Below are 20,431 nucleotides of genomic sequence, written 5' to 3'. Positions count from 1 at the left end.
CGAGTCGCCCGGTTCCGCCCTGCGAGTCGCCCGTTCCGCGCGGACGGACGGCCGCCGCACGAGTCGCCCGACACCGTGTGCAGGGAGCTTCCCCCGCCGGCGGGGCCGTTGATCGCCGCGAGATCCACGTGTTCGCCCTGCGAAGGGCGGAAACCCTCATCTCGCAGCGATCAACGCCGGCTGCCCCGCGGGTGCAACGCCCTCACCCGTCGGGCGAACACCCGGACGAGCGCTCAGGGTGGACAGTGCCGCCGGGCTGGGTCAGGATGCCCGTGCGGGGTATAGGTATGGGCGTGCCGTCGATGACCGTGGAGGAGGCCGGGGTGAACGAGTTCTGGCCGGTGCTCGTCCTGCTCGGCGTGGTGGTCGCCGGGGTGGTGCTGACCTACGGCGTGGCCCGGGTCCTCGCCGTGCGCCGCACGGCGCTGGAGGTCGCCCCGTTCACCGGAGGGCTACCCCCGGCCCAGCACGCCTTCTCACGCTTCCACGTCCGCTGGTACCCGGTGACGATGGTCTTCCTGGCCTTCGACATGGAGATGGTGTTCATGTACCCGTGGACGCTGGTCGTGTCGCGGGTCGGGCCGGCCGCGGTGATCGAGATGTTCGCGTTCCTGGCGATCCTCCTGGCCGGGGTGGTCTACGCGTGGCGGGAGGGCGCGCTGCGGTGGACCTGACCGCCCGCCTGCTGCGCTTCGCCGCCGCCCGCCCGCACGTGCTGGTCGTGGCGGCCGCCGGCCACACCGCCGAGCGCCTGGCCGTCGAGGCCGAGCTCGCCCGCCGGGGCTGGCCCGCCGCCATGAGCCCGGCCGACACCGACGTGCTGGTGGTGGCCGGTGTCCCCGGACCGGAGCTCGCGCCCGTCATCGAGTCGTTGTGGCAGCAGGTCCCGGCCCCCCGCGCCCGGGCCGACGTCCCCGAGACCGCCGTGGTGGGGGCGGTGCTCGACCAGGCCGTGGCCCTCCTCGCCGACCCGGTCCGGCAACGCCGCGACCCCACCCCGCAGCGGCCCTCCCCCGCCACCGACGTCCGGCCCCGGCAGCACGCCGAGCACCAGCACTCCGAGCACCAGCACGACAGCCACGACCACGGCAGCCACGACCACGGCGGCGGGATGGGGATGCCGGGCGGCCTGCCGATGGCGGACGTGGGACCGGACCGTGACGGCCTGACCCTCGACCGGTTGCGGGTCCCGCTCGGCCCCGTGCTGCCGGACTGGCCGGCCGGGCTGGTCGTCGAGGTGGTCCTGCAGGGCGACGTCGTGCAGGAGGCCACCGCGCGGATCCTGGATCGGGCCGGGCAGGCGCAGGGGTCGTTCTGGGACGCGCCCGACGCCGACCGCGCCCGCCGTGCCGCGGCCCGTCATCTCGACGGTCTGGCCCGCCTTCTCGGCACGGCGGGCTGGGCCGACCCGGCGGCCACGGCCCGCCATCTGCGCGACGAGCTGCTCTCGGGCGCCCCGGTGGGCCCGCTGCGGCTCCGTACCGAGGCCCTGGTGGCGACGGTGCGGCGCTCGCGCACCCTGCGCCGGATGCTGCGGGGGCTCGGACGCGGCGCCGCCGGCGTCGACACACTCCTTGGCGCCCGCCTCTCCGCGCTGGAGTCTGCAGCGACCGACCTCGACCGGCCGACGAGCCCGGTGGGAGGCGCCGGGTGGGGAGCGGGCGAGCCGGGGATCGACGAGCTGGCCGAGCTGCTCGTCGGGGCCGAGCTCGCCGCCGCGCGGTTGATCGTCGCGGCCGTCGACCCGGACACCGACCGCCTGCCGACCGACCACCCCGGACACGTGCACCGTGGGTGAGCCGGTCCCTCTCCCGGCGGCGCCCGACGCGCTGCCCCTGTGGTGGGTGCTGCTGCTGCCGGTGCTGGTCGGTCTCGCGGCGTGGGCGACCACCGCGCTGGACTCCGCCGTCACCGCCCGCGCGTCCGGCCGGCCGATCGGGCCGGTCACCGCCGCGCTGACTCCGGTGCGCGAGTCGGCGCGGCTGCTGGTCGGGCAGCGGCGCCGCACGCTTGCCGCGGACCGGGTGCTGTGGCGGCTGGGCGCCGCGGTGCTGCCGGTGGCCGCGGTGCTCGCCGCGGCGGTGCTGCCGCTGGGGTCACGGCCGGTGGCCGATCTCTCCGTCGGGGTCGTCTGGTTCAACGCCATGGAGGTGCTGGCCTGGGCCGCCGTCTGGATGGCCGGGTGGGGCGCCAACAGCGCTCTGAGCCTGGTCGGCGGCTACCGCTTCGTCGCCCAGGGCCTGGCCTACGAGCTGCCGCACATGTTCGCCATCATCACGGCGGCGCTGGGCGCGGAGAGCCTGCGGATCACCGACATCGTCGCCGCCCAGGAGGACCTCTGGTTCGTGGCGATCATGCCGGTGGCGTTCGTGGTGTACCTGGTCTCCGCCGCGGCCATGGCGTTCTGGGCTCCGTTCGACGCGCCAGTGGGCCGCGACCTCGCCGGCGGGGCCGCCGCGGAGCTGTCCGGCGTGGACCGGCTGGTGTTCGCGGGCGGCCGGTGGCTGCTGACCGTGGTCACAGCGGCCATGGCGGTGCCGCTGTTCCTCGGCGGCGGGACCGGGCCCTGGCTGCCCGCCTGGCTGTGGGTGGCGGTCAAGACCGCGGCGGTGCTGGCCGCGATGGTGTGGCTGCGCCACCGGCTCCCCACCGTCCGGATGGACCGGTGGACCGAGTTCTCCTGGATCGTGCTGGTTCCGCTGATGATCGCCCAGGCGCTGGTGGTCGCGCTGGTCGTGCTCGGCGGCGGAGGAGGGATGTGAATGGCCGCGACCGTGCTGTTCTGGGTGCTCGCGGTCGCCGCGGTGGGCTTCGGCTTCGCGGTGTTCCGGCTGGGCTCGATGGCGCAGGTGACGTTCGCGCTGCTCGCCTCGTTCCTGGCCGTGGCCGGGCTCGTGCTGCTGCTCGGCCTGGGCTACCTCGGCGTGGTCATCGCGCTGATGATGGTGATCGAGATGGTGATCATGGCCGTGTTCATGATCATGTACATGATGAACCCGGCCGGGTTGATGCCGATGGCGATGTACCACAACAAGGCCGGGTCGATGACGATCGCCGTCGGGACCTTCGCCGTGCTCGCCGCCGGGATCCTGCTCGTCCACTGGCCGGTGCGCCGCGGCGTGCCGCCGCCGGACCCGACGTTCGCGCTCGGGGAGGCGCTGATGAGCGGCCAGATGCTGACGATGATGACGCTCGGGGTGGCGTTGTTCGCCACGATCGTCACCTGCGTGGTCCTGGCCACGAACCGCGGTCGCTACGACCGGTTCGGCGACGACCTGCGCAGCGGACCGGCAGGAGGCGACGGGCGGTGACGCTCCAGCTGTTCCTCCTCGCCGCGGCCGGGCTGTTCGCGATCGGCCTCTACGGAGCGCTGTCCCAGCAGTCGATCGTCATGCTGATGATGGGCCTGGAGCTGATGCTCAACGGGGTCATCCTCGCCACGGCGGCGTTCTGGTACTTCCTCACCCCCGGCGGCTCGGACGGGCAGGTCCTCATCGTCGTGATCATCACGGCGATGGCGGTCGAGATGGCGGCCGGGTTCGCCGTGGTCACCGCGATCTACCGGTCGCGTCAGGTCGACATGACCGACGGCGCGTCGGACCTGCGGGGCTGAGCGGATGCCCTCCGGATACCCGGCCCTGCTGGTGGCGCTGGTCGCGGTCCCGCTCGCGGCGGGCGCACTCCTCGCGCTCGCCGGCCGCCGGGCCGACCGGCTCGCCGCGCCCGTCTCGGTGGTGCTCGCGGCCGTGGTGCTGGCCCTCGCCGGCGCCGCCGCGGTGCTCCGTCCGGCCCTCGACGCGCCGCTCGTGGCCGGGATCCGCGCGGGGCTGGCGGTCGACGGGCTGTCCGCGACGCTGGTGCTCACCGTCGGTGGGGTCCTGCTCGGGGTGCTGCTGGTGGCCGCGGGCGAGCCCGGGCTGCGCACGGGCCGGTTCGCCGGGCTGATGCTGCTGTTCGCCGGGGCGATGCTGGTGACGGTCACCGCCACCACGCTCGCCGTCCTGCTCATGGCGTGGGAGGTGATGGGGGCGACGAGCTGGGCGCTGATCGCCTACCACCGGCGCGACGCGGCCGCGGTCCGGGCCGCGCACACCGCGTTCCTCACCACCCGTACCGCCGACCTCGGCCTGTACCTGGCGGCGGGCGCCGCCGTGGCCGGCGGGATCGGCTCGCTCGGCCTCGCGGAGCTGCCCGGCACCCGGGGAGCGTGGCTGCACGTCGTCACCGCGGGGGTGGTGGTGGCGGCGCTGGGCAAGTCGGCGCAGCTGCCGTTCAGCTTCTGGCTCTCCGGCGCGATGCGCGGCCCGAGCCCGGTGTCGGCGCTGCTGCACTCGGCGACCATGGTCGCCGCGGGCGCCTACCTGCTGCTGCGCCTGGCCCCGCTGCTCGACGCCGCCGGGTGGGCGGCGCCGACCGTCGCGTGGGTGGGCGCCGCCACCGCGCTGGTGCTCGGGCTCGTCGCGGTCGCCCAGACCGACCTCAAGCAGCTGCTCGCCGCCTCCACCTGCGCCCAGATCGGCTACATGGTGCTCGCCGCGGGGGCGGGCGGTACGGCCGCCGGCACCGTGCAGCTCGTCGCGCACGCCGCCACGAAGAGCCTGCTGTTCCTCGCTGCCGGGGCCTGGCTGGTGGGGCTGGGCACCCGGCAGCTCGACGGGCTGCGCGGCGCGGCGCGGCGGTTCCCGCTGGTCGGTGTCACGTTCAGCGTCGGCGCGCTGTCGCTGGCCGGGATCGCGCCCCTCTCGCTGTGGGTGACGAAGGACGCCGTGCTGGCCGCGGCCCTCGACCGCTCCCCCGCGCTCTACGGCGTCGGGCTCGCGGCCGCGGCCGTCGCCGCCGTCTACAGCGCGAAGGCCCTGTGGTTCGTCTGGCAGCCGGCCGCACCCCACGCGGTCCGGCCCGAGCAGGAGCCCAGCGGCCGGGTGGCCGCGGTGGCGCGCCCGCCGCTGGCCGTGCTCGCCCTGCTCGCCGCGGGTCTGGGCCTGCTGCCGCTGCTCGGCACGGGCGTGCTCGCCCCGGCCCCGGCGCCGGACGCGTGGGAGCTCGCGCTCTCCGCCGTGCTCGCCCTCGCCGCCGCCGTCCTCACCTGGCGCCTCGCCGACCGGCTGCCCGCGCCGGCGGTCCTGGCCGGGTGGCTCGGCATCGAACGCGCCGCGCACGCGCTGGTGGTGCGCCCGACTCTCGCCCTGGCCTCGGCACTGGCCCGGTTCGACGACCAGGTCCTCGACCGGGCGGTCGACGGCGCCGCGCGCACCACGGTCCGCGCGGCGCGGGCGCTCGACCGTCGCGGCGAGCACCCGCTCGACGCGGGCGTCGCGGGCATCGCCGCCGGCGCCCGGGCGCTCGGCCGGTGGGCCCGCCGCCCGCAGACCGGGCAGCTGCACCAGTACTACGCGCAGGCGTCCGTCGGGTTCGCCGTACTGGCCGCGCTCGCCGTCGTGATGATCGCGGTGCGGTGAGCGTGGTGCTGTCGCTGATCGTGTTCCTGCCCGCCGTGGTCGCGGCGGCGCTGCTCTGCGTGCCCTCCCGGGTCCCGGGCCGGGTGTTCGTCGGCACGTGGATCGCCACCGGGCTCGCCGATCTCGGCCTGATCGTCGCCGTCTGGACGGGGCTGCCCGCCTCCGGCGGGTTCAGCTTCGAGGAGCGGCTGCCGTGGATCCCGAGCGCGGGGATCTCCTACCACGTCGGGGTGGACGGGCTGTCGCTCCCGCTGCTCGCGCTCACCGCCGTGCTGTTCACCGCGTGCGCGGTGTTCGCGCTGCGGGAGACCCGCCGCGTCAAGGCGTACGTGGTGCTGTTCCTCGGGCTCCAGACGGTGTGTCTCGGCGTGTTCGTCGCGCTCGACCTGATCCTGTTCTTCCTGTTCTTCGACCTGTCGATCGTCGCCATGTACTTCCTGATCGCCGGGTGGGGCCACGGCGAGCGGGGGCGGGCGGCGGCGCTGAAGTTCTTCCTCTACACGTTCCTCGGGTCACTGGCCCTGCTGCTCGGGTTCATCGTGGTGTTCCTCGCGGCCGACCCGCACACGTTCGACATCCCGACGCTCGTGACCGCGAACCCGCTCGCCGGGGGCGGGGCCGCCGCCGGCCTGGCGCTGCTCGCGATCGGGATCGGGCTGGCGGTCAAGACCCCGACCGTCCCGTTCCACACCTGGCTGCCACCCGCCCACACCGAGGCGCCCGCCACCGGCTCGGCGATCCTCGCCGGGGTGCTGCTGAAGATGGGCACCTACGGGTTCGTGCGGATCGCCATGCCGATCCTGCCCGCCACCTGGCGCGACTACGCACTCGTCGTGGTGGTCGTCGGGGTGGTGTCGGTGGTGTACGGAGCGCTGGTCGCGCTCGCCCAGACCGACGTCAAACGCATGATCGCCTATACGTCGATCAACCACATGGGCTACGTCCTGCTCGGGGTGGGGGCGGCCGGGCTCGCCCCGGGGACCGACGAGCAGGCCCGCCAGCTCGCGACCACCGGCGCGGTGACCCAGATGGTGTCCCACGGTCTGATCACCGGCGCGCTGTTCCTGCTGACCGGGGTGCTCCACGGCCGCGGCCACACCTACGACATGGGCGCCTACTCCGGGCTCTCGGCGCGCACCCCCCGCTTCGCCGGGCTGTTCGCGGTGGCCGCGTTCGCCTCGCTCGGGCTGCCCGGGTTCTCCGGCTTCATCGCCGAGTTCCAGATCCTCACCGGGGCACTGGCCCCCGCGCCGATCCCCACCGCGGTGGCGGTCACCGGCATCGTGCTCACCGCCGCGCTCTTCCTCGTCGCGCTGCAGCGGCTGTTCCTGGGCCCGCTGCGGATACCGGACGCCCCCGGCGCGCCCCGGCCGTTCGCCGACCTGCACGCGGGTGAGGCCCTCGCGATCGTCCCGTTGCTCGTGCTGGCCACCGTGATCGGCCTGGCCCCCCGGTTCCTGCTCGACGTGATCGAGCCCGCCGCGAGCACGCTCAACCAGCTGGTCGCCCGGTGATGCGCGGGCGGCAACCGGCGTGATGACGAACGAGAACCCGGCCGCACTGATCCCCGAGCTGGCGCTGCTGGCCGGGGCCGTGCTCGGGCTGCTCGCCGGGGCGTGGCTGCCGCGGCGGCGCCAGTGGCCGGTGCGGGCGCTGGCCGGCGCGGCCTGCCTGGTCGGGCTCGGCGCCACCGTCATCACCACAGCCACCACGCCCGCGCAGATCGTGTTCGGCGCCGCCTACGCGGTGGACACCGCCACGCAGGCCACCCGCGCGATCGTGCTCACCGCCACCCTGCTCGCGCTGTGGCTGTCGATCGACACCGTGGACGGGCACCGCCGGGAGAGCGAGTTCGTCGTTCTGCTGCAGCTCGGGGCACTCGGCTCGATCCTGCTCGCCGGCGCGAACGACCTGCTGCTGCTGTTCGCGGCGTTCCTGCTGGCCAGCGTCCCGTTCTACGGCCTGGCCGGGTGGGCGGGCACCGGACGGACCGGCGAAGCCGCGATGAAGTACTACCTCTCCGGCGCGTTCGCCGGGGTCGTCATGCTCACCGGCACGGCCGTGCTCTACGGGGCGGGCGGCGCCACCGGTTATGCCGCGCTGCACGAGGGTCTCGGCGCCGGTCCGGCAGGCGCCGCCGCGGTCGGCCTGGTCGCCGTGCTCGCCGGACCGATGTTCAAGGCCGGCGCCGCGCCCGCGCACTTCTGGGTACCCGACGTCACCGACGGCACGCCGGCCGCGGTGGCCGCCGTCGTCACCACGATCCCCAAGATCGGCGCGCTGGTAGGTGCCTACCGGCTCCTGCTCGGCGCGATCCCCGTCCAGGTCGTCGACTGGCCACTCCTGCCGGCCGTGATCGCCGCCGTGTCGATGACCCTGGGCAACCTCGCGGCGTTCTTCCAGACCTCGGTGCAGCGGCTGCTCGCCTACTCCACGATCTCGCAGGTCGGGTACCTGCTGATTGCCGTGGCCGTCGCCGGACGGTCCGCCGAGGCGCTGCCGGGCCTGCTGTTCTACCTCGCTGGCTACGCGGTGACGAACCTCGGCGCGTTCGCCGTGGTCGCCGCGTTGCCTGCGGCCCGCACCCTCGACGACTACCGGGGCCTGGCCCGGCGCAGGCCCGCACTGGCCGCGGCGCTCGTCGTGTGTCTGCTGGGGCTGGTCGGGACGCCGCCGACCGCGGTGTTCCTCGGAAAGCTCACCGTCTTCACCGCGGCCGTCGACGGCGGCTTCGGCTGGCTCGCCGTCCTCGCGGTGGTCAACACCGTGGCCAGCGTCTTCTACTACCTGCGCTGGATCGCCCCCGCCCTCCGCAGCGGCGACCCCGCTGCCGGGAGTGCGGAGGTCGTGCACAGCCGGTCGAGGCTCGCGGCGCTCACCGCCGCCGCCGTGTCGGTGCTGCTCGGGATCGCCGGGGGCGCCGTGCTGCCGCTGCTCGGCGGGGCGCTCATCCGCTGACCCGACTGCCTCCGGGCCAGATTTGCTCTGTAGCAGAGATATGATCCCGTCATGCCCCCTCCGCGCACACCCACCACAGTCGATGCGGTGTCCGAGGCCCTGATGCCCGCGGTCGGCGCCCTGCGCAGGCTGCTGCGACGGGCGACCGGGCCGATGCCCAACGGCGACAGCCTCTCCACGTCCCAGCGTGAGGTCCTCGCGGTCGTCGGGAGGCGCCCCGGCAGCCCCGTCGCGGACATCGCCGAGGAGCTGGGGCTGGCCCCCAACAGCGTCTCGACGATCGTCACGCAGCTCGTGGGGACGGGCATGGTCGTGCGGGCGACCGACCCGCACGACCGGCGGGTCGGGCGCCTCACCCTCACCCAGCGGGCGCAGGAGCGGCTCTCCCGTCTCCGCGAGCGGCGGCGCGGCGTGCTGCACGAGGCGCTCGACCGGCTCACGCCGGAGCAGGTGGCAGACCTCGCGGCCGGCATCGACGCGCTGGGGGCGCTGGCCGAGGAGCTGCGCGCCCTGGAGCGCACGAGCGGGGCGGTGAACGAGTGAGCGACTCCATGACCCGGCCCGGCGGGAGCCCGGCGGCGGTGCCGGAGGGTCCGGCGGCCGCGCTCGAGTGCACCGGCCTGGTGCACCGATTCGGCGAGACCGTCGCGGTCGACCACCTCGACCTGCGGATCGAGACCGGCGAGGTGTTCGGGCTGCTCGGCCCCAACGGCGCGGGCAAGACCACCACCATCCGCGTGCTGAACACCCTGCTCCCCGTGCAGGAGGGCACCGTCCGCGTGTTCGGGCTCGACGTCCGGCGCCGCGCCACGGACGTGCGCCGCCGGCTCGGCTACGTGCCCCAGCAGCTCTCCATCGAGGCGGCCCTCACCGGCAGGCAGAACGTGATGTGGTTCGCCCGGCTGTTCGACGTGCCGCGCGCCGAACGCGCGACACGGGTCGACGAGGCACTCGACGCGATGGACCTGCTCGCGGTCGCCGACCGCAAGGCGGGGACCTACTCCGGCGGCATGATCCGCCGGCTGGAGCTCGCGCAGGCGCTGGTCAACCACCCCGCACTGCTCGTGCTCGACGAGCCGACGGTCGGCCTCGACCCGATCGCCCGCGAGGGCGTCTGGGAGCGGGTGCAGCAGATGCGCGCCGACTACGGCATGACCGTGCTGCTGACCACGCACTACATGGACGAGGCCGACGAGCTGTGTGACGTCGTCGCGCTCATGCACCGCGGCAGACTGCGGGCCGTCGGCTCCCCCGCGGCGCTGCGCGCCGACATCGGGCCCGACGCCACGCTGGACGACGTCTTCCGCCGTCACGCAGGCGCCGACCTGGCCGTGACGGAGGAGCAGAAGGGGGTGAGGGATGTCCGTCGCAGTCGCACCACCGCGCGCAAGCTGGGGTGAGCCGGTCCGCATGCTCTTCTCGCGGACCGTCACGCTCAGCCTGGTGGAGATGCAGAAGCTCCGCGCCGACTACACCGAGCTGTTCACGCGCATGGCGCAGCCGGTGCTCTGGCTGCTGGTCTTCGGGCAGATCTTCAACCGGATCCGGGCGATCCCCACCGGCAACCTGACCTACCTCGAGTACCTGACACCGGGGATCCTCGCCCAGTCGGCCCTGTTCATCGCGATCTTCCTCGGCATCCAGATCATCTGGGACCGCGACGCCGGGATCCTCACCAAGGTCATGGTGACGCCCACGCCGCGCGCCGCGATCGTGCTGGCCAAGGCCTTCTCGGCCGGGGTGCGCGGGCTCGCGCCCGTGGTGGTGCTCGTGCCGGTGGCGCTGCTGCTCGGCGTCTCCATCACGGTCAACCCGCTCAAGCTGCTCGGCGCCGCCGTGGCCCTGATGCTCGGCGCCGGCTTCTTCGCGTGCCTGTCGATGGCGATCGCGGGCGTCGCCCAGACCCGCGACCGGCTGATGGGCATCGGCCAGCTCATGACGATGCCGCTCTTCTTCGCGTCGAACGCGCTGTACCCGATCGACCTGATGCCGGGCTGGCTGAAGGTGATCAGCACGGTCAACCCGCTGACCTACCTGGTGAACGCCCTGCGCGGCCTGCTCGTCGGCGCACCGGCCGACCTGTGGGTCGACTTCGGCGTGCTCGTCGTCGCCGCCCTGGTGGGAATCGTGGGCTCAGCGTCCCTGCTGGGCAGGCTGGTGCGGTGAGGACGTCGCCCCGTCGAGCCGGCGCCCGAACCGCCCCCGAGGGGCACCATCGGGGAGGGTCGCAGAGGTGAGGGGTGAGCGCATGGGCACGGACGACGCGTGGGTGGTGCGGCGGCGGGTGGTGGCGCACCCGCGGCTGCGGCTGTTCTGCTTCCCGTACGCGGGCGGCGGCGCCACCGTCTACCGGGACTGGCCGCGCCTGGTCCCACCCGACGTCGAGGTGTGCGCGATCCAGCCACCCGGGCGGGAGTCCCGGTTGGGTGAGGACGGGTTCACCCGCATGCACGACCTGCTGCCACCGCTCGCCGAGGCGATCGACGGGCTGCTGGACGTCCCGTACGTGACCTTCGGCCACAGCCTCGGTGCCCTGGTCGGCTTCGAGCTGGCCCGCCACCTCCGGCGGGTCGGTGGCCCGCTGCCCCAGCAGCTGCTCGTGTCCGGCCGCAGGCCACCGCACATGCCGGGCGATCACGACCCCATCCACAAGATGGACGACGACCACCTCCTCGAGACCGTCCTGGAGCTGAACGGGACCAGCCCGGAGATCCGCCAGCACCCGGAGCTGCTGGAGTTCGCGCTCCCCCTGCTGCGCGCCGACTTCGCGATCAGCGAGACCTACTCCTACGTCCCCGAGCCGCCGCTGCCGTGCCCGATCACCGCGTTCTCCGGGGCGTCCGACCCGCACGTCACGAGGTCGGAGGCCGCCGCGTGGGCGGAGCACACCAGCGGCGGTTTCGGGCTGCGCATGCTGCCGGGCGACCACTTCTTCCTCACCACGGCCCAGGGGCAGCTGCTCGCCGAGATCTCCGACCTCCTCACCCAGCTGGGGCCGGGCGACGGGCCAGCAATCCGATAGCCCACTTCCACTTGAGTGCTAGCATCGAGAACGTCCGTCAGCCAGAGAGGGTGAGCAGGCGAATGACCGAAGCACCGGTGTTGCCCCTGCACATGCAGCGCGATCAGTTCGATCCGGTCGACGAGCTCGGCAGGACCAGGGACTCCGGGGGCATCACCATGGTGCCGTCGCTGTTCGGTGGGCCGCCCGCCTATCTCGTCACCCGGTACGAGGACGTCCGCGCCGTCCTCTCCGACGCCGAGCACTTCAGCAACGCCCGCACGCGGTCGTTCGAGACCGAGGACGGCCCTCAGTTCACAGAGGACGAGCTCGAGCAGATGCGGGCCGGGCAGATGCTCGCGTTCGACCCGCCGGAGCACACCCGCCTGCGCCGGATGCTCACGCCCGAGTTCACGGTGCGCCGCATGCGCCGCCTGGAGCCGCGCATCGTCGAGATCGTCGAGTCCGCCCTCGACGACATGGAGCGGGCCGGCAAGCCGGTCGACCTGGTGTCCACGTTCGCCCTGCCGATCCCGTCGCTGGTGATCTGCGAGCTGCTGGGTGTCCCCTACGCCGACCGCGGCGAGTTCCAGCAGCGCACCGGGCGGCTGCTCGACGTGTCGCTGCCGATGAAGGAACGGATCGCGGTCAGCCGCGAGAACCGCAAGTACATGGCCCGTCTCGTCGAGGGGGCCAAGGCCGCACCCGGCGAGGACATGCTGGGCATGCTCATCCGCGAGCACGGCGACGACCTCAGCAACGACGAGCTCATCGGCGTCGCGTCCCTGCTCCTGATCGCCGGGCACGAGACCACCTCCAACATGCTCGGCCTGGGCACCCTCGCCCTGCTGCGCCACCCCGACCAGCTCAAGCGGGTGCGCGACGAGCCCGACATGGTGTCCCCCGCCGTCGAGGAGCTGCTGCGGTGGATCTCGATCGTGCACTCCGGGGTGCCGCGCACCACCACCACCGAGGTGGAGATCGCCGGCCAGACCATCCCGGCAGGGGAACTGGTGGTCCTCGCGCTCCCCGCCGCCAACCGCGACCCGTCGTTCATCGAGGACCCCGACCGGCTGGACATCGGCCGCGGCGCGCCCGGTCACGTCGCGTTCGGCCACGGTGTGCACCACTGCCTCGGCGCCCCGCTGGCCCGGATGGAGATGCACATCGCGTTCCCGGCGCTGCTGCGGCGCTTCCCCGACCTCGCCCTGGCCGTGCCCGACGACCAGGTCGACTTCCACACCTTCAACGCGATCTACGGGCTGCGCTCGCTCCCCGTCACGTGGTGAGCGGCGTACCGACCGAACAGGAGTGACGGAATGAAGATCGCCGCGGACCGCGGTACGTGCATCGGGGCCGGGATGTGTGTCCTCACCGCGCCCGCCGTCTACGACCAGGACGACGACGGTATCGTCGAACTACTCGTCGAGGACGTCCCACCGCAGGACGCCGAGGCGGCCCGGCAGGCCGTCGCCCTGTGCCCGTCCGGTGCGCTGCGCGTGCTGGAGGACTGAGGGCGACACGCCGGGCGGCGTGGTTGTTAGCGTGCGCGGATGACGGCAACGCACGGGCAGGGCCTGCGCGCCGACGCTGCGCGCAACTACGAACGCATCGTCGTGGCGGCCGACCGCGCCTTCGAGGAGGTCGGGCCGGCCGTCACGCTCGAGGAGGTGGCGCGGCGCGCCGGAGTCGGGGTGGCCACGGTCTACCGGCGCTTCCGCAACCGCGAGCAGCTCGTACGCGCCGTCTTCCGGCACGTCGTCGCCACCGAGATCGAGCCCGCCACGGCGGTGGAGACCGACGACCCGTGGCGCGACCTCGTCACCTCGCTCGAGGCCACCGTCGACGTGCTCGCCGAGCGCCGGGTCGTCCTCGCGCTCGCCCGCGAGACCGACGCGGTGGACGTGGAGAGCCTGCAGCGCTTCGTCCACTCCATGGACCGGCCCCTGCGGCGCGCCGCCGACGCGGGTCTCGTCCGGCCGGAGCTGCTACCCCGTGACCTGGCCGCCGTCACCATGATGGCCCTGGCCACGGTGCATCCCGGCGACCCGGACGGCGCCGACCGCAGGCGCTACCTCGCCCTGCTGATCGACGGGTTGCGCCCGTCCCCCACCACGCTCCCGCCCCCGTCCACCCCGCGCGAGAACGGCGGCTGACGCAGACCAGACTGGTCGACGGACCACGATGGTCGCGGTGACGAGGAGGGACACCCGTGGGTTTCTTGATCTGCCGGACATGCGCGGTCGAGCACACCGCGGCGGTCGAGGTCTGCCGGATCTGCGCCGACGAACGTCAGTACGTCCCCGCAGCCGGCCAGCTGTGGACCACCCTGGAGGAGCTGGCCGCGGCCGGCCACCGGGTCGAGGTCACCGAGCTGGAGCCGGATCTGCACTCCCTCACGAGCGCCCCGGCCGTCGGCATCGGGCAGCACTCCAAGCTGGTCCGCACCCCGGCGGGCAACCTCCTGTGGGACCCCCTCGGCTACCTGGACGACGACGCCGTGCAGCGGGTGCGTGAGCTGGGCGAGGTCGTCGCGATCGTGGCGAGCCACCCGCACATGTTCGGTGTGCAGGTGGAGTGGAGCCGGGCGCTGGGCGGTCCGCCGGTGCTGGTCGCGGAGCGCGACATGGAGTGGGTCGCCCGGCCCGACCCCGCGATCCGCGCATGGTCGGGCAAGCTCGAGCTCCTCCCGGGGCTGACGCTCACCCAGCCGGGAGGCCACTTCCCGGGCAGCGCGGTCGCGCACTGGGCGGCGGGGGCCGACGGCACGGGGGTGCTGCTCAGCGGCGACACGATCATGCCCAACCCGGACCGCACGTCGGTCAGCTTCATGCGCAGCTACCCGAACCGGATCCCGCTGTCGGGCGCCGTGGTCGAGCGGGTCGCCCAGCACGTCGAGGGCTTCGAGTTCGAGCGGCTCTACGGCAACTTCGGGGCCATGATCGCCTCCGACGCCCGCGCCGTCGTGCGGCGCTCGGCCGACCGGCACATCGGCTGGGTCCGGGGCGACTTCGACCACCTCACCTGACGGCACGCCCCGCGGAGGGGGCGACTCGCCGGACCGAACCGGGCGACTCGCGCAGCCGCAGCGGGCGACTCGCGGGGGCCCCGCGAGTCGCCCGGAAACTGCGCGCGAGTCGCCCGGAAAACGCGCGCGAGTCGCCCGAGATCACTCCGCGAGTCGCCCGTCTCACGGGAGCGGCGGTGGGGGTGGGTCCGTCACCGGGCCGGCGGGGCCGACCACCAGCTGGTCGAGCAGCTCGCGCAGGGGCCCGGTGTCGCCGCGGAGCGCGGCCGCCGACGCCGCCACGTTGGCCGCCGGGTCCATCAGCGCCCAACGGGTGCGGTACCCGGCGTCGCGGGCGAGCTGGGCGACGAAGGCGCGCTGCGTGCGACCGTTGCCCTCGCGGAACGGGTGCAGGAAGTTGATCCCGCCCAGCAGCTCCGCGAGGCGGCCGACGAAGGTGTCCCGGTCCAGTCCGCGCAGGTGGTGGTCGCGGGCGAGCCGCCCGAACAGCTCCTCCGCGAACGGGACGAGCCGCTGCGGCAGGCAGAACAGGCCGCCGCGCCCGATCGAGACGGTGCGCAGCTCGCCGGCCCAGTCGTACACGTCGCCGAAGATCACGCGGTGGAAGGACCGCAGGTGCTCGAGGTCGTAGCGTCCCGGCAGGTGGCCGCGCTGCAGGTCGTAGAGCCGCGACGCCGTCAGGGCTGCCTCGGCCCTCGCCAGCTCCTCACGGTCGCCGATCCCGAGGCGGTTGCGCAGGACCCCGGTGTCCAGATCGAGGTACGGGTCCCAGCTCACTGCGGATAGCGCGCCAACACCTGCTCGCGGAGCTCATCGGTACTCATGGCGCCCGCGGCCAGAGCGGTGAACATCCCCAGCACCTCGGGGCCGGGCTCGAGGCCCTCGGCCCGGACCGACGCCAGCGCCTCGGTCACCGCGTCGCGCCGCTCGGCGGCCGCCACCAGCTCCTCGTACTGGGAGACGGACATGACCACCGCCTCCGGCCTGCGGTGGGCACCCACGAAGACGGGCCCGTTGCCCGGGCTCTGGACACGTTTGAGAGTGGCGGCGAGGCCGGCGCGGAACTCCCGGAACGACAGGACTTCCGGCGGCCGCATAGCCAGAAGGTACACGAATGCGTACGCGTGCCGGGTGGACCAGCTCCCTCCGGCGGATTGCAGCACAGCCACTTTGCTCCAATCCGCTTGCGTCAACGTGGCTTTGCTGCAACGGGGTGGGGGCGGTTCTTGACATCCGCGGTGGGACGATCTTGACTCCGGGGATCCGGCTCCGGTGACGACTCAGCTCGGGGGACGACAGTGACGGCAGGACAGGGTGGGCCGGCGGGATGGGCGCACGGGGAAGCCGGCTGAACGGACCCTCGGCATGAGATCGCGCGACACCCACACGGCCTACCTGCTGCTCGCACCCAGCCTGTTCGGCGTGGCGGCGTTCCTGGTGCTGCCGATCCTGGTCGTGGTGTGGCTGGCCCTGCAGCGCTGGGACCTGATCGGCCCCCGCACGTTCGTCGGCCTCGACAACGTGGTGGCCGTCGCGCAGGACAGCCGGTTCGCCCGGTCGCTGCTCGTCACCGCCGTGTTCGTGGCGATCGTGATCCCGGCGCAGACCGTGCTGGGGCTCGGCGCGGCACTGCTGCTCAACCGGGGCCTGCGCGGCTCGGCGGTCTTCCGGGTGCTGTACGTGCTGCCGTGGATCTGCGCGCCGCTCGCGCTCGGGGTGGTGTGGCGCTGGATCCTCGCCCCCACCGACGGCGCGCTGAACGCCCTGATCGGGCACCGCATTGAGTGGCTGAGCGACCCGGTGCTCGCGCTGCCCTCCGTCGCGGCCGTCACGGTGTGGACGCAGGTCGGGTACGTCGCCCTGTTCTTCGTCGCCGGGCTGCGCGCGATCCCGTCGACGCTGCTGGAGGCCGCCCTGCTCGACGGCGCGGGGCCGTGGCAGACGTTCCGGCTGATCACCCTGCCGCTGTTGCGTCCCACGCTGTTCTTCGTGCTGGTCACCGGCGTGATCTCGACCTTCCAGGTCTTCGACTCGGTCTACGCGCTCACCCCGAAGGGCGGCCCGCAGGGGGTCACCGACGTCGTCGCCGGCCGGATCTACTACGAGGCGTTCGAGTCCCGCGCCGTCGGGCAGGCGGCGGTGATGGCCGTGGTGCTGTTCGTACTGCTGGTGGCGATCACCCTCGTGCAGCAGCGGTGGTTCTCCCGCCGCACGACCTACGACCTGTCGACGTGAGCGCCCCGTGACCGTGCCCCGAATCCTGCGCAACGGAGCCGCCTACCTGCTGCTCGTCCTCGGGGCGGTACTCACGCTGGCCCCGTTCCTCCTCAGCCTGATGACGGCGCTCAAGACCCCGCTGCAGTTCGCGTCCCAGCAGGTGCTTGCCCCGCCGGCCCCGCCGACGGTCGCGAACTTCGGCGAGCTGTTCGGTGGCCGCTACGACTTCGTGTCGCCGATCGTGGTGACCGCGCAGGTCGTGGCCGTGATCCTGATCGGGCAGCTGCTCTTCTCGGTGTTCGCCGCCTACGCGTTCGCCCGGCTGCGTTTCCCCGGGCGCGACGCGCTGTTCTGGGTGTACCTGGCCACGCTGATGGTGCCCCAGGCCGTCACGATCATCCCGCTGTACGCGGTGTTCGCCGATCTCGGACTGCGCAACACGTTCTGGGCGCTGGTGCTGCCCCAGCTCTTCGGCTCGCCCTACGCGATCTTCCTGCTGCGCGAGTACTTCCGCACCATCCCCGCCGACCTGCTCGACGCCGCGAAGCTCGACGGCGCGGGCACGCTGCGCACCGTGGCGCACGTCGTGGTCCCGATCAGCAGGCCGATCCTCGCGACGCTGGCGATCATCACCGTGGTCACGCACTGGAACAGCTTCCTGTGGCCGCTGGTGATCACCACCGGCCGGCAGTGGCAGGTGCTGACGGTGGCCACCGCGAGCCTGCAGTCGCAGTACAACGGCAACTGGACGATCGTCATGGCCGCCACCACCGTCGCGATCCTGCCGCTGCTGGTGCTGTTCCTGGTCTTCCAGCGCCACGTCATCCGCTCGATCACCCTCACCGGCTTCCGCTGAACACACAGGAGTGGCACCCATGAGACTGCGCCGGCTGGCCGCCGTGGCGGCCGCACTGTTCGTGCTCGCCGCCTGCTCCCCCGCGGGCCCGGACGACCCGCCCGCCGCGGACGGCGTCACCACCGTCACGGTCCGGCTGTGGGACGACCAGGTCGCCGCGGCCTACGAGAAGTCGTTCGCGGAGTTCAGCAGGCAGAACCCGGACATCCGGGTGCAGGTGAACACCGCGGCGTACACCGACTACTTCACGGGTCTGACCCTCGACGTCGCCAGCGGCACCGCCGACGACATCTACTGGCTCAACGCGCTGTACTTCGGCGCGCTCGCCGACGGCGGGAAGCTGATCGACGTCGGCAAGGCGCTGCCCGACGAGGTGGGCGGCTGGGTGCCTGCCGCGGTGGCGCAGTACACCCGCGGCGGGACGTTGTGGGGCGTGCCGGCGCTCACCGACGGACGCATCGTCGTCTACTACAACAAGGCGATGGTCGAGGCGGCGGGCGTCGACCCGCAGAACCTGACGTGGAACCCCACCGACCCGGCGGCCGACACGTTCCTGCCCGCCGCGAAGAAGCTGACGCGGGACGCCGCGGGGCGCACCGCCGACCAGCCCGGCTTCGACCCCGGCACGGTCACGCAGTACGGCTTCAACGCCGGGCGCGACCTGCAGGCGATCTACTACAACTTCATCGGCGAGAACGGGGGCCGCTTCCAGGCCCCCGACGACACGTTCGCGTTCACCGAGCCCCGCAGCGAGCAGGCCTTCTCCTACCTGGTCGACCTGATCAACACCCACCACGTGGCCCCGCCCGCTGCCGCCACCAACACCAACCCCGACTTCAGCCGCGACCAGTTCCTGCAGGGGAAGATGGCGCTGTTCCAGTCGGGCACCTACAACCTCAAGAACATCGACGACGGCGCCACCTTCGCCTGGGGCATCGCCCCGCTGGTCGCCGGGCCCGCCGGCCGCGTCAGCGTCGTGAACAGCGTCATCGCCGCGGGCAACGCCGACAGCCCGCGCCGCGACGCCATCCTGCGGGTGCTGCGCTGGCTCGGCTCGGAGCAGGGGGCCTCGTTCGTCGGCGGGGAGGGCGCCGCCCTCCCCGCCGTGACCGCGGCGCAGCAGGGCTACAGCGACTACTGGGCCGGACGCGGCGTCGACACCCGGTACTTCGGCGCCGCAGGGGGCACCGACACCATCCCCGCGCCCTCCGGACCCAAGTTCGGCGCGGGTTCGACCGCGTTCGAGCCGATCTTCAACGACGTGTTCGCCGGGCGGGTGCCGGTGGCGGAGGGGTTACGGGCGGCCCAGGACGCCGGGAACGCCGCACTGCGCTGACGGGGCGCACACAGGACCGCGAGCGCTGATCCCCGGCCGCGACGCGGGGCCGGTGGTCAGTGCACTCCCTCGGGCGCCGGGCCGGCCACGCTCTGCGCCGCCGCGCCCTCCATCGCCGCGCCCTCCATCGCCGCGGCCCCCTCCATCACGGCCTGGAGCCGGGCGAGCATGTCGAGGACCTCGTGCTTCTGCTCGGCGCTCAGCCGTTCGAGCCCCACGAACGACGTGGACATCTCCTTCATCGCGGCCTCGGCGACCGCGCACCCCGCCGGTTCGAGCCGGACGAGCAGGCCGCGCAGCTTCTCCGGGTCGGGCATGCGGGCCACCAGGCCCACCTCGACGAGCCGGTCGACCTGCTTGCTGACCGCACCCGAGGTGATCAGCAGGAGCCGGAACAGCCCCGTGGGGCTCACCGCGTACGGAGGGCCTCCACGGCGCAGCGCCAGCAGCACCCTCAGATCGCCGGGACCCAGGCGGTGGCTGCGGGCGATCGCGACGACCGCGCGTTCCACGTGCTGGGCCAGCCGCTGCAGAGTGACCGCGACCGTGGCCGAGGTGACATCGAGGCCGCCGAGCTCGGCGGACCACAGTTCGGCCATCCGGCGCGGATCGGGACCGGCGGGATAGAGCTGCGCTCCGTCGGCGGACATCAGGACCGCCGCCGAGATGTCCGAGATTGCGCACGGCACACCAGTGTTTCGCCCCCCAGCTTCACTCACACATTCTATCGCCGCCCGCCGCCCTCTCCCTTTCGGATCATATGTCCGTATTCGTCAGGATCGCCGGGACAAGACCCGGGATTGATTTCCTGGAATGTTCCGCGATGGGTGGTTGCGGGCGGCGCAGCCCGACGATGTCCGTCACGTGATGTCCCATCTGGCCGCCACGGTTACGTTCGGGTGGTGACAACCACGCCGCAGGACCGGAGCCGGCCGCCTCGCGAGTCCGCCGACCTTCGCGCGGCCACGCTCGACGCCGCGGCCGCCCTGTTCGCGGCGGAGGGCCTCAGCGGGCTCGTCGTGCGCCGGATCGCCGCCGCTGCCGGATGCTCGACGATGGCCGTCTACCACTACTTCGACGGCAAGCAGGGGCTGCTCGAAGCGCTGTACCTCGAGGGACACCGGCGCCTGAGCGACGCTCAGCACAGCTGGCAGTTCACCGACGACCCCGAGGCGGACGTCCGCAACACCTGCCTCGCATACCGCGAGGTCGCGCTCGCCCATCCCGGTTACTTCCAGGTGATGTTCGGCCACCAGCCGCCCGGGATCCCCCGGCCGTCCGGGCAGATCCGCGCACGGGCTCGCGAGAACTACGCGCGGTTCATCGCGGTGGTGCGCCGCTGGGGGGAACAGCACCCGCTCGTCACGGACGCCGAGTCCGCCGCGCACGTCCTGTGGGCGACCGGGCACGGGCTCGTGATGCTCGAACTGACCGGCAACGCCCCCCGCGCCGACCTCGCCGCGCGGTATGCCGTCGGCGTCGATGTCGCGATGCGCGGCCTGCAGCAGTAGTTCACGGGCCTCGGCCACGCCGTGCTATAACGTTTGTTATGGCGGTGGCCCGAGGGGTCTCGGCG

The 20,431-nt window shown here is 73.2% G+C and carries 23 protein-coding genes; 20 read left to right on the top strand and 3 right to left on the bottom strand.

The features are described from left to right. Window positions 1-302: 302 nt before the first annotated feature. The 16 genes from ACQPZA_RS16485 to ACQPZA_RS16410 all read left to right on the top strand — a co-directional run bounded on the left by ACQPZA_RS16485 (window position 303) and on the right by ACQPZA_RS16410 (window position 14,446). A complete protein-coding gene (locus tag ACQPZA_RS16485) occupies window positions 303-674 on the top strand; it encodes an NADH-quinone oxidoreductase subunit A (RefSeq protein WP_433282834.1) in 372 nt (123 codons plus the stop codon). After that, window positions 665-1,798 carry a hypothetical protein gene (locus tag ACQPZA_RS16480; protein ID WP_433282002.1) on the top strand — a complete coding sequence of 378 codons (1,134 nt, stop codon included), beginning with the start codon at window positions 665-667 and terminating at the stop codon, window positions 1,796-1,798. The genes ACQPZA_RS16485 and ACQPZA_RS16480 overlap by 10 nt, the downstream gene beginning before the upstream one ends. Next, window positions 1,791-2,762: a complex I subunit 1 family protein gene (locus ACQPZA_RS16475; protein ID WP_433282000.1), complete on the top strand. Its 972-nt coding sequence runs from the start codon at window positions 1,791-1,793 to the stop codon at window positions 2,760-2,762. The genes ACQPZA_RS16480 and ACQPZA_RS16475 overlap by 8 nt, the downstream gene beginning before the upstream one ends. Further along, on the top strand, window positions 2,763-3,311 hold the full coding sequence (locus ACQPZA_RS16470) for an NADH-quinone oxidoreductase subunit J (protein ID WP_169400020.1): 549 nt from the start codon (window positions 2,763-2,765) through the stop codon (window positions 3,309-3,311). After that, window positions 3,308-3,613, top strand: a complete 306-nt coding sequence (gene nuoK / locus ACQPZA_RS16465) for an NADH-quinone oxidoreductase subunit NuoK (RefSeq protein ID WP_169400019.1) — start codon at window positions 3,308-3,310, stop codon at window positions 3,611-3,613. The genes ACQPZA_RS16470 and nuoK overlap by 4 nt, the downstream gene beginning before the upstream one ends. Before the next feature lie 4 nt (window positions 3,614-3,617). Next, the gene (locus ACQPZA_RS16460) at window positions 3,618-5,459 is read left to right on the top strand and encodes a proton-conducting transporter transmembrane domain-containing protein (RefSeq protein ID WP_433281997.1); all 1,842 of its coding nucleotides are present in this window, start codon (window positions 3,618-3,620) and stop codon (window positions 5,457-5,459) included. A gap of 5 nt (window positions 5,460-5,464) precedes the next feature. Further along, window positions 5,465-6,973, top strand: coding sequence for a complex I subunit 4 family protein (locus tag ACQPZA_RS16455; RefSeq protein WP_433282832.1), 1,509 nt, complete (start codon window positions 5,465-5,467; stop codon window positions 6,971-6,973). A 22-nt stretch (window positions 6,974-6,995) separates the two neighbouring features. Further along, on the top strand, window positions 6,996-8,417 hold the full coding sequence (locus tag ACQPZA_RS16450) for an NADH-quinone oxidoreductase subunit N (RefSeq protein ID WP_433281995.1): 1,422 nt from the start codon (window positions 6,996-6,998) through the stop codon (window positions 8,415-8,417). An 87-nt stretch (window positions 8,418-8,504) separates the two neighbouring features. Then, complete coding sequence (locus tag ACQPZA_RS16445) at window positions 8,505-8,960, top strand: MarR family winged helix-turn-helix transcriptional regulator (RefSeq protein ID WP_433281993.1); 456 nt, start codon at window positions 8,505-8,507, stop codon at window positions 8,958-8,960. Further along, complete coding sequence (locus ACQPZA_RS16440) at window positions 8,957-9,817, top strand: ABC transporter ATP-binding protein (RefSeq protein ID WP_433281991.1); 861 nt, start codon at window positions 8,957-8,959, stop codon at window positions 9,815-9,817. Before ACQPZA_RS16445 ends, ACQPZA_RS16440 begins: the two co-directional genes overlap by 4 nt. After that, a complete protein-coding gene (locus ACQPZA_RS16435) occupies window positions 9,777-10,583 on the top strand; it encodes an ABC transporter permease (protein WP_169400014.1) in 807 nt (268 codons plus the stop codon). Before ACQPZA_RS16440 ends, ACQPZA_RS16435 begins: the two co-directional genes overlap by 41 nt. A gap of 82 nt (window positions 10,584-10,665) precedes the next feature. Then, entirely contained in the window at window positions 10,666-11,439 is a 774-nt protein-coding gene (locus tag ACQPZA_RS16430; protein ID WP_433281989.1) for a thioesterase II family protein, read from the top strand. Between the two features lie 62 nt (window positions 11,440-11,501). Next, window positions 11,502-12,707, top strand: coding sequence for a cytochrome P450 (locus tag ACQPZA_RS16425; protein WP_433281987.1), 1,206 nt, complete (start codon window positions 11,502-11,504; stop codon window positions 12,705-12,707). Between the two features lie 30 nt (window positions 12,708-12,737). Then, the gene (locus ACQPZA_RS16420) at window positions 12,738-12,932 is read left to right on the top strand and encodes a ferredoxin (protein ID WP_169400011.1); all 195 of its coding nucleotides are present in this window, start codon (window positions 12,738-12,740) and stop codon (window positions 12,930-12,932) included. Window positions 12,933-12,971: 39 nt separating this feature from the next. Then, window positions 12,972-13,574, top strand: coding sequence for a TetR/AcrR family transcriptional regulator (locus ACQPZA_RS16415; RefSeq protein ID WP_344016628.1), 603 nt, complete (start codon window positions 12,972-12,974; stop codon window positions 13,572-13,574). 56 nt (window positions 13,575-13,630) lie between these two features. After that, entirely contained in the window at window positions 13,631-14,446 is an 816-nt protein-coding gene (locus ACQPZA_RS16410; protein WP_433281984.1) for an MBL fold metallo-hydrolase, read from the top strand. A 162-nt stretch (window positions 14,447-14,608) separates the two neighbouring features. Here the strand turns inward: ACQPZA_RS16410 and ACQPZA_RS16405 are convergent, their stop codons facing one another. Together ACQPZA_RS16405 and ACQPZA_RS16400 are read right to left on the bottom strand one after the other, a co-directional pair. Then, window positions 14,609-15,223 (bottom strand): Fic/DOC family protein, encoded by a 615-nt coding sequence (locus tag ACQPZA_RS16405; RefSeq protein ID WP_433281982.1) that lies wholly within the window; start codon window positions 15,221-15,223, stop codon window positions 14,609-14,611. Beyond that, window positions 15,220-15,543, bottom strand: a complete 324-nt coding sequence (locus tag ACQPZA_RS16400) for a hypothetical protein (protein WP_211174858.1) — start codon at window positions 15,541-15,543, stop codon at window positions 15,220-15,222. Before ACQPZA_RS16400 ends, ACQPZA_RS16405 begins: the two co-directional genes overlap by 4 nt. 268 nt (window positions 15,544-15,811) lie before the next feature. Between ACQPZA_RS16400 and ACQPZA_RS16395 the strand changes: the two genes are divergently transcribed. The 3 genes from ACQPZA_RS16395 to ACQPZA_RS16385 are packed head-to-tail and all read left to right on the top strand — an operon-like array spanning window position 15,812 to window position 18,855. Continuing rightward, the gene (locus tag ACQPZA_RS16395) at window positions 15,812-16,681 is read left to right on the top strand and encodes a carbohydrate ABC transporter permease (RefSeq protein ID WP_433281979.1); all 870 of its coding nucleotides are present in this window, start codon (window positions 15,812-15,814) and stop codon (window positions 16,679-16,681) included. Window positions 16,682-16,688: 7 nt separating this feature from the next. Beyond that, window positions 16,689-17,519 carry a carbohydrate ABC transporter permease gene (locus ACQPZA_RS16390; protein WP_433281977.1) on the top strand — a complete coding sequence of 277 codons (831 nt, stop codon included), beginning with the start codon at window positions 16,689-16,691 and terminating at the stop codon, window positions 17,517-17,519. A gap of 19 nt (window positions 17,520-17,538) precedes the next feature. After that, window positions 17,539-18,855 carry an ABC transporter substrate-binding protein gene (locus ACQPZA_RS16385; RefSeq protein ID WP_433281975.1) on the top strand — a complete coding sequence of 439 codons (1,317 nt, stop codon included), beginning with the start codon at window positions 17,539-17,541 and terminating at the stop codon, window positions 18,853-18,855. A 56-nt stretch (window positions 18,856-18,911) separates the two neighbouring features. Here the strand turns inward: ACQPZA_RS16385 and ACQPZA_RS16380 are convergent, their stop codons facing one another. Further along, window positions 18,912-19,505 carry a MarR family winged helix-turn-helix transcriptional regulator gene (locus tag ACQPZA_RS16380; RefSeq protein ID WP_433281973.1) on the bottom strand — a complete coding sequence of 198 codons (594 nt, stop codon included), beginning with the start codon at window positions 19,503-19,505 and terminating at the stop codon, window positions 18,912-18,914. A gap of 252 nt (window positions 19,506-19,757) precedes the next feature. On the opposite strand from ACQPZA_RS16380, the gene ACQPZA_RS16375 reads away from it, so the two are divergent. After that, window positions 19,758-20,366: a TetR/AcrR family transcriptional regulator gene (locus ACQPZA_RS16375; protein WP_433281971.1), complete on the top strand. Its 609-nt coding sequence runs from the start codon at window positions 19,758-19,760 to the stop codon at window positions 20,364-20,366. Window positions 20,367-20,431 lie beyond the last annotated feature (65 nt).

It is taken from the genome of Pseudonocardia xinjiangensis, from assembly GCF_050948425.1.
In the GTDB taxonomy this organism is placed as follows: Bacteria; Actinomycetota; Actinomycetes; order Mycobacteriales; family Pseudonocardiaceae; genus Pseudonocardia; species Pseudonocardia xinjiangensis.
This window is presented reverse-complemented; position numbering and strand designations above follow the sequence as displayed.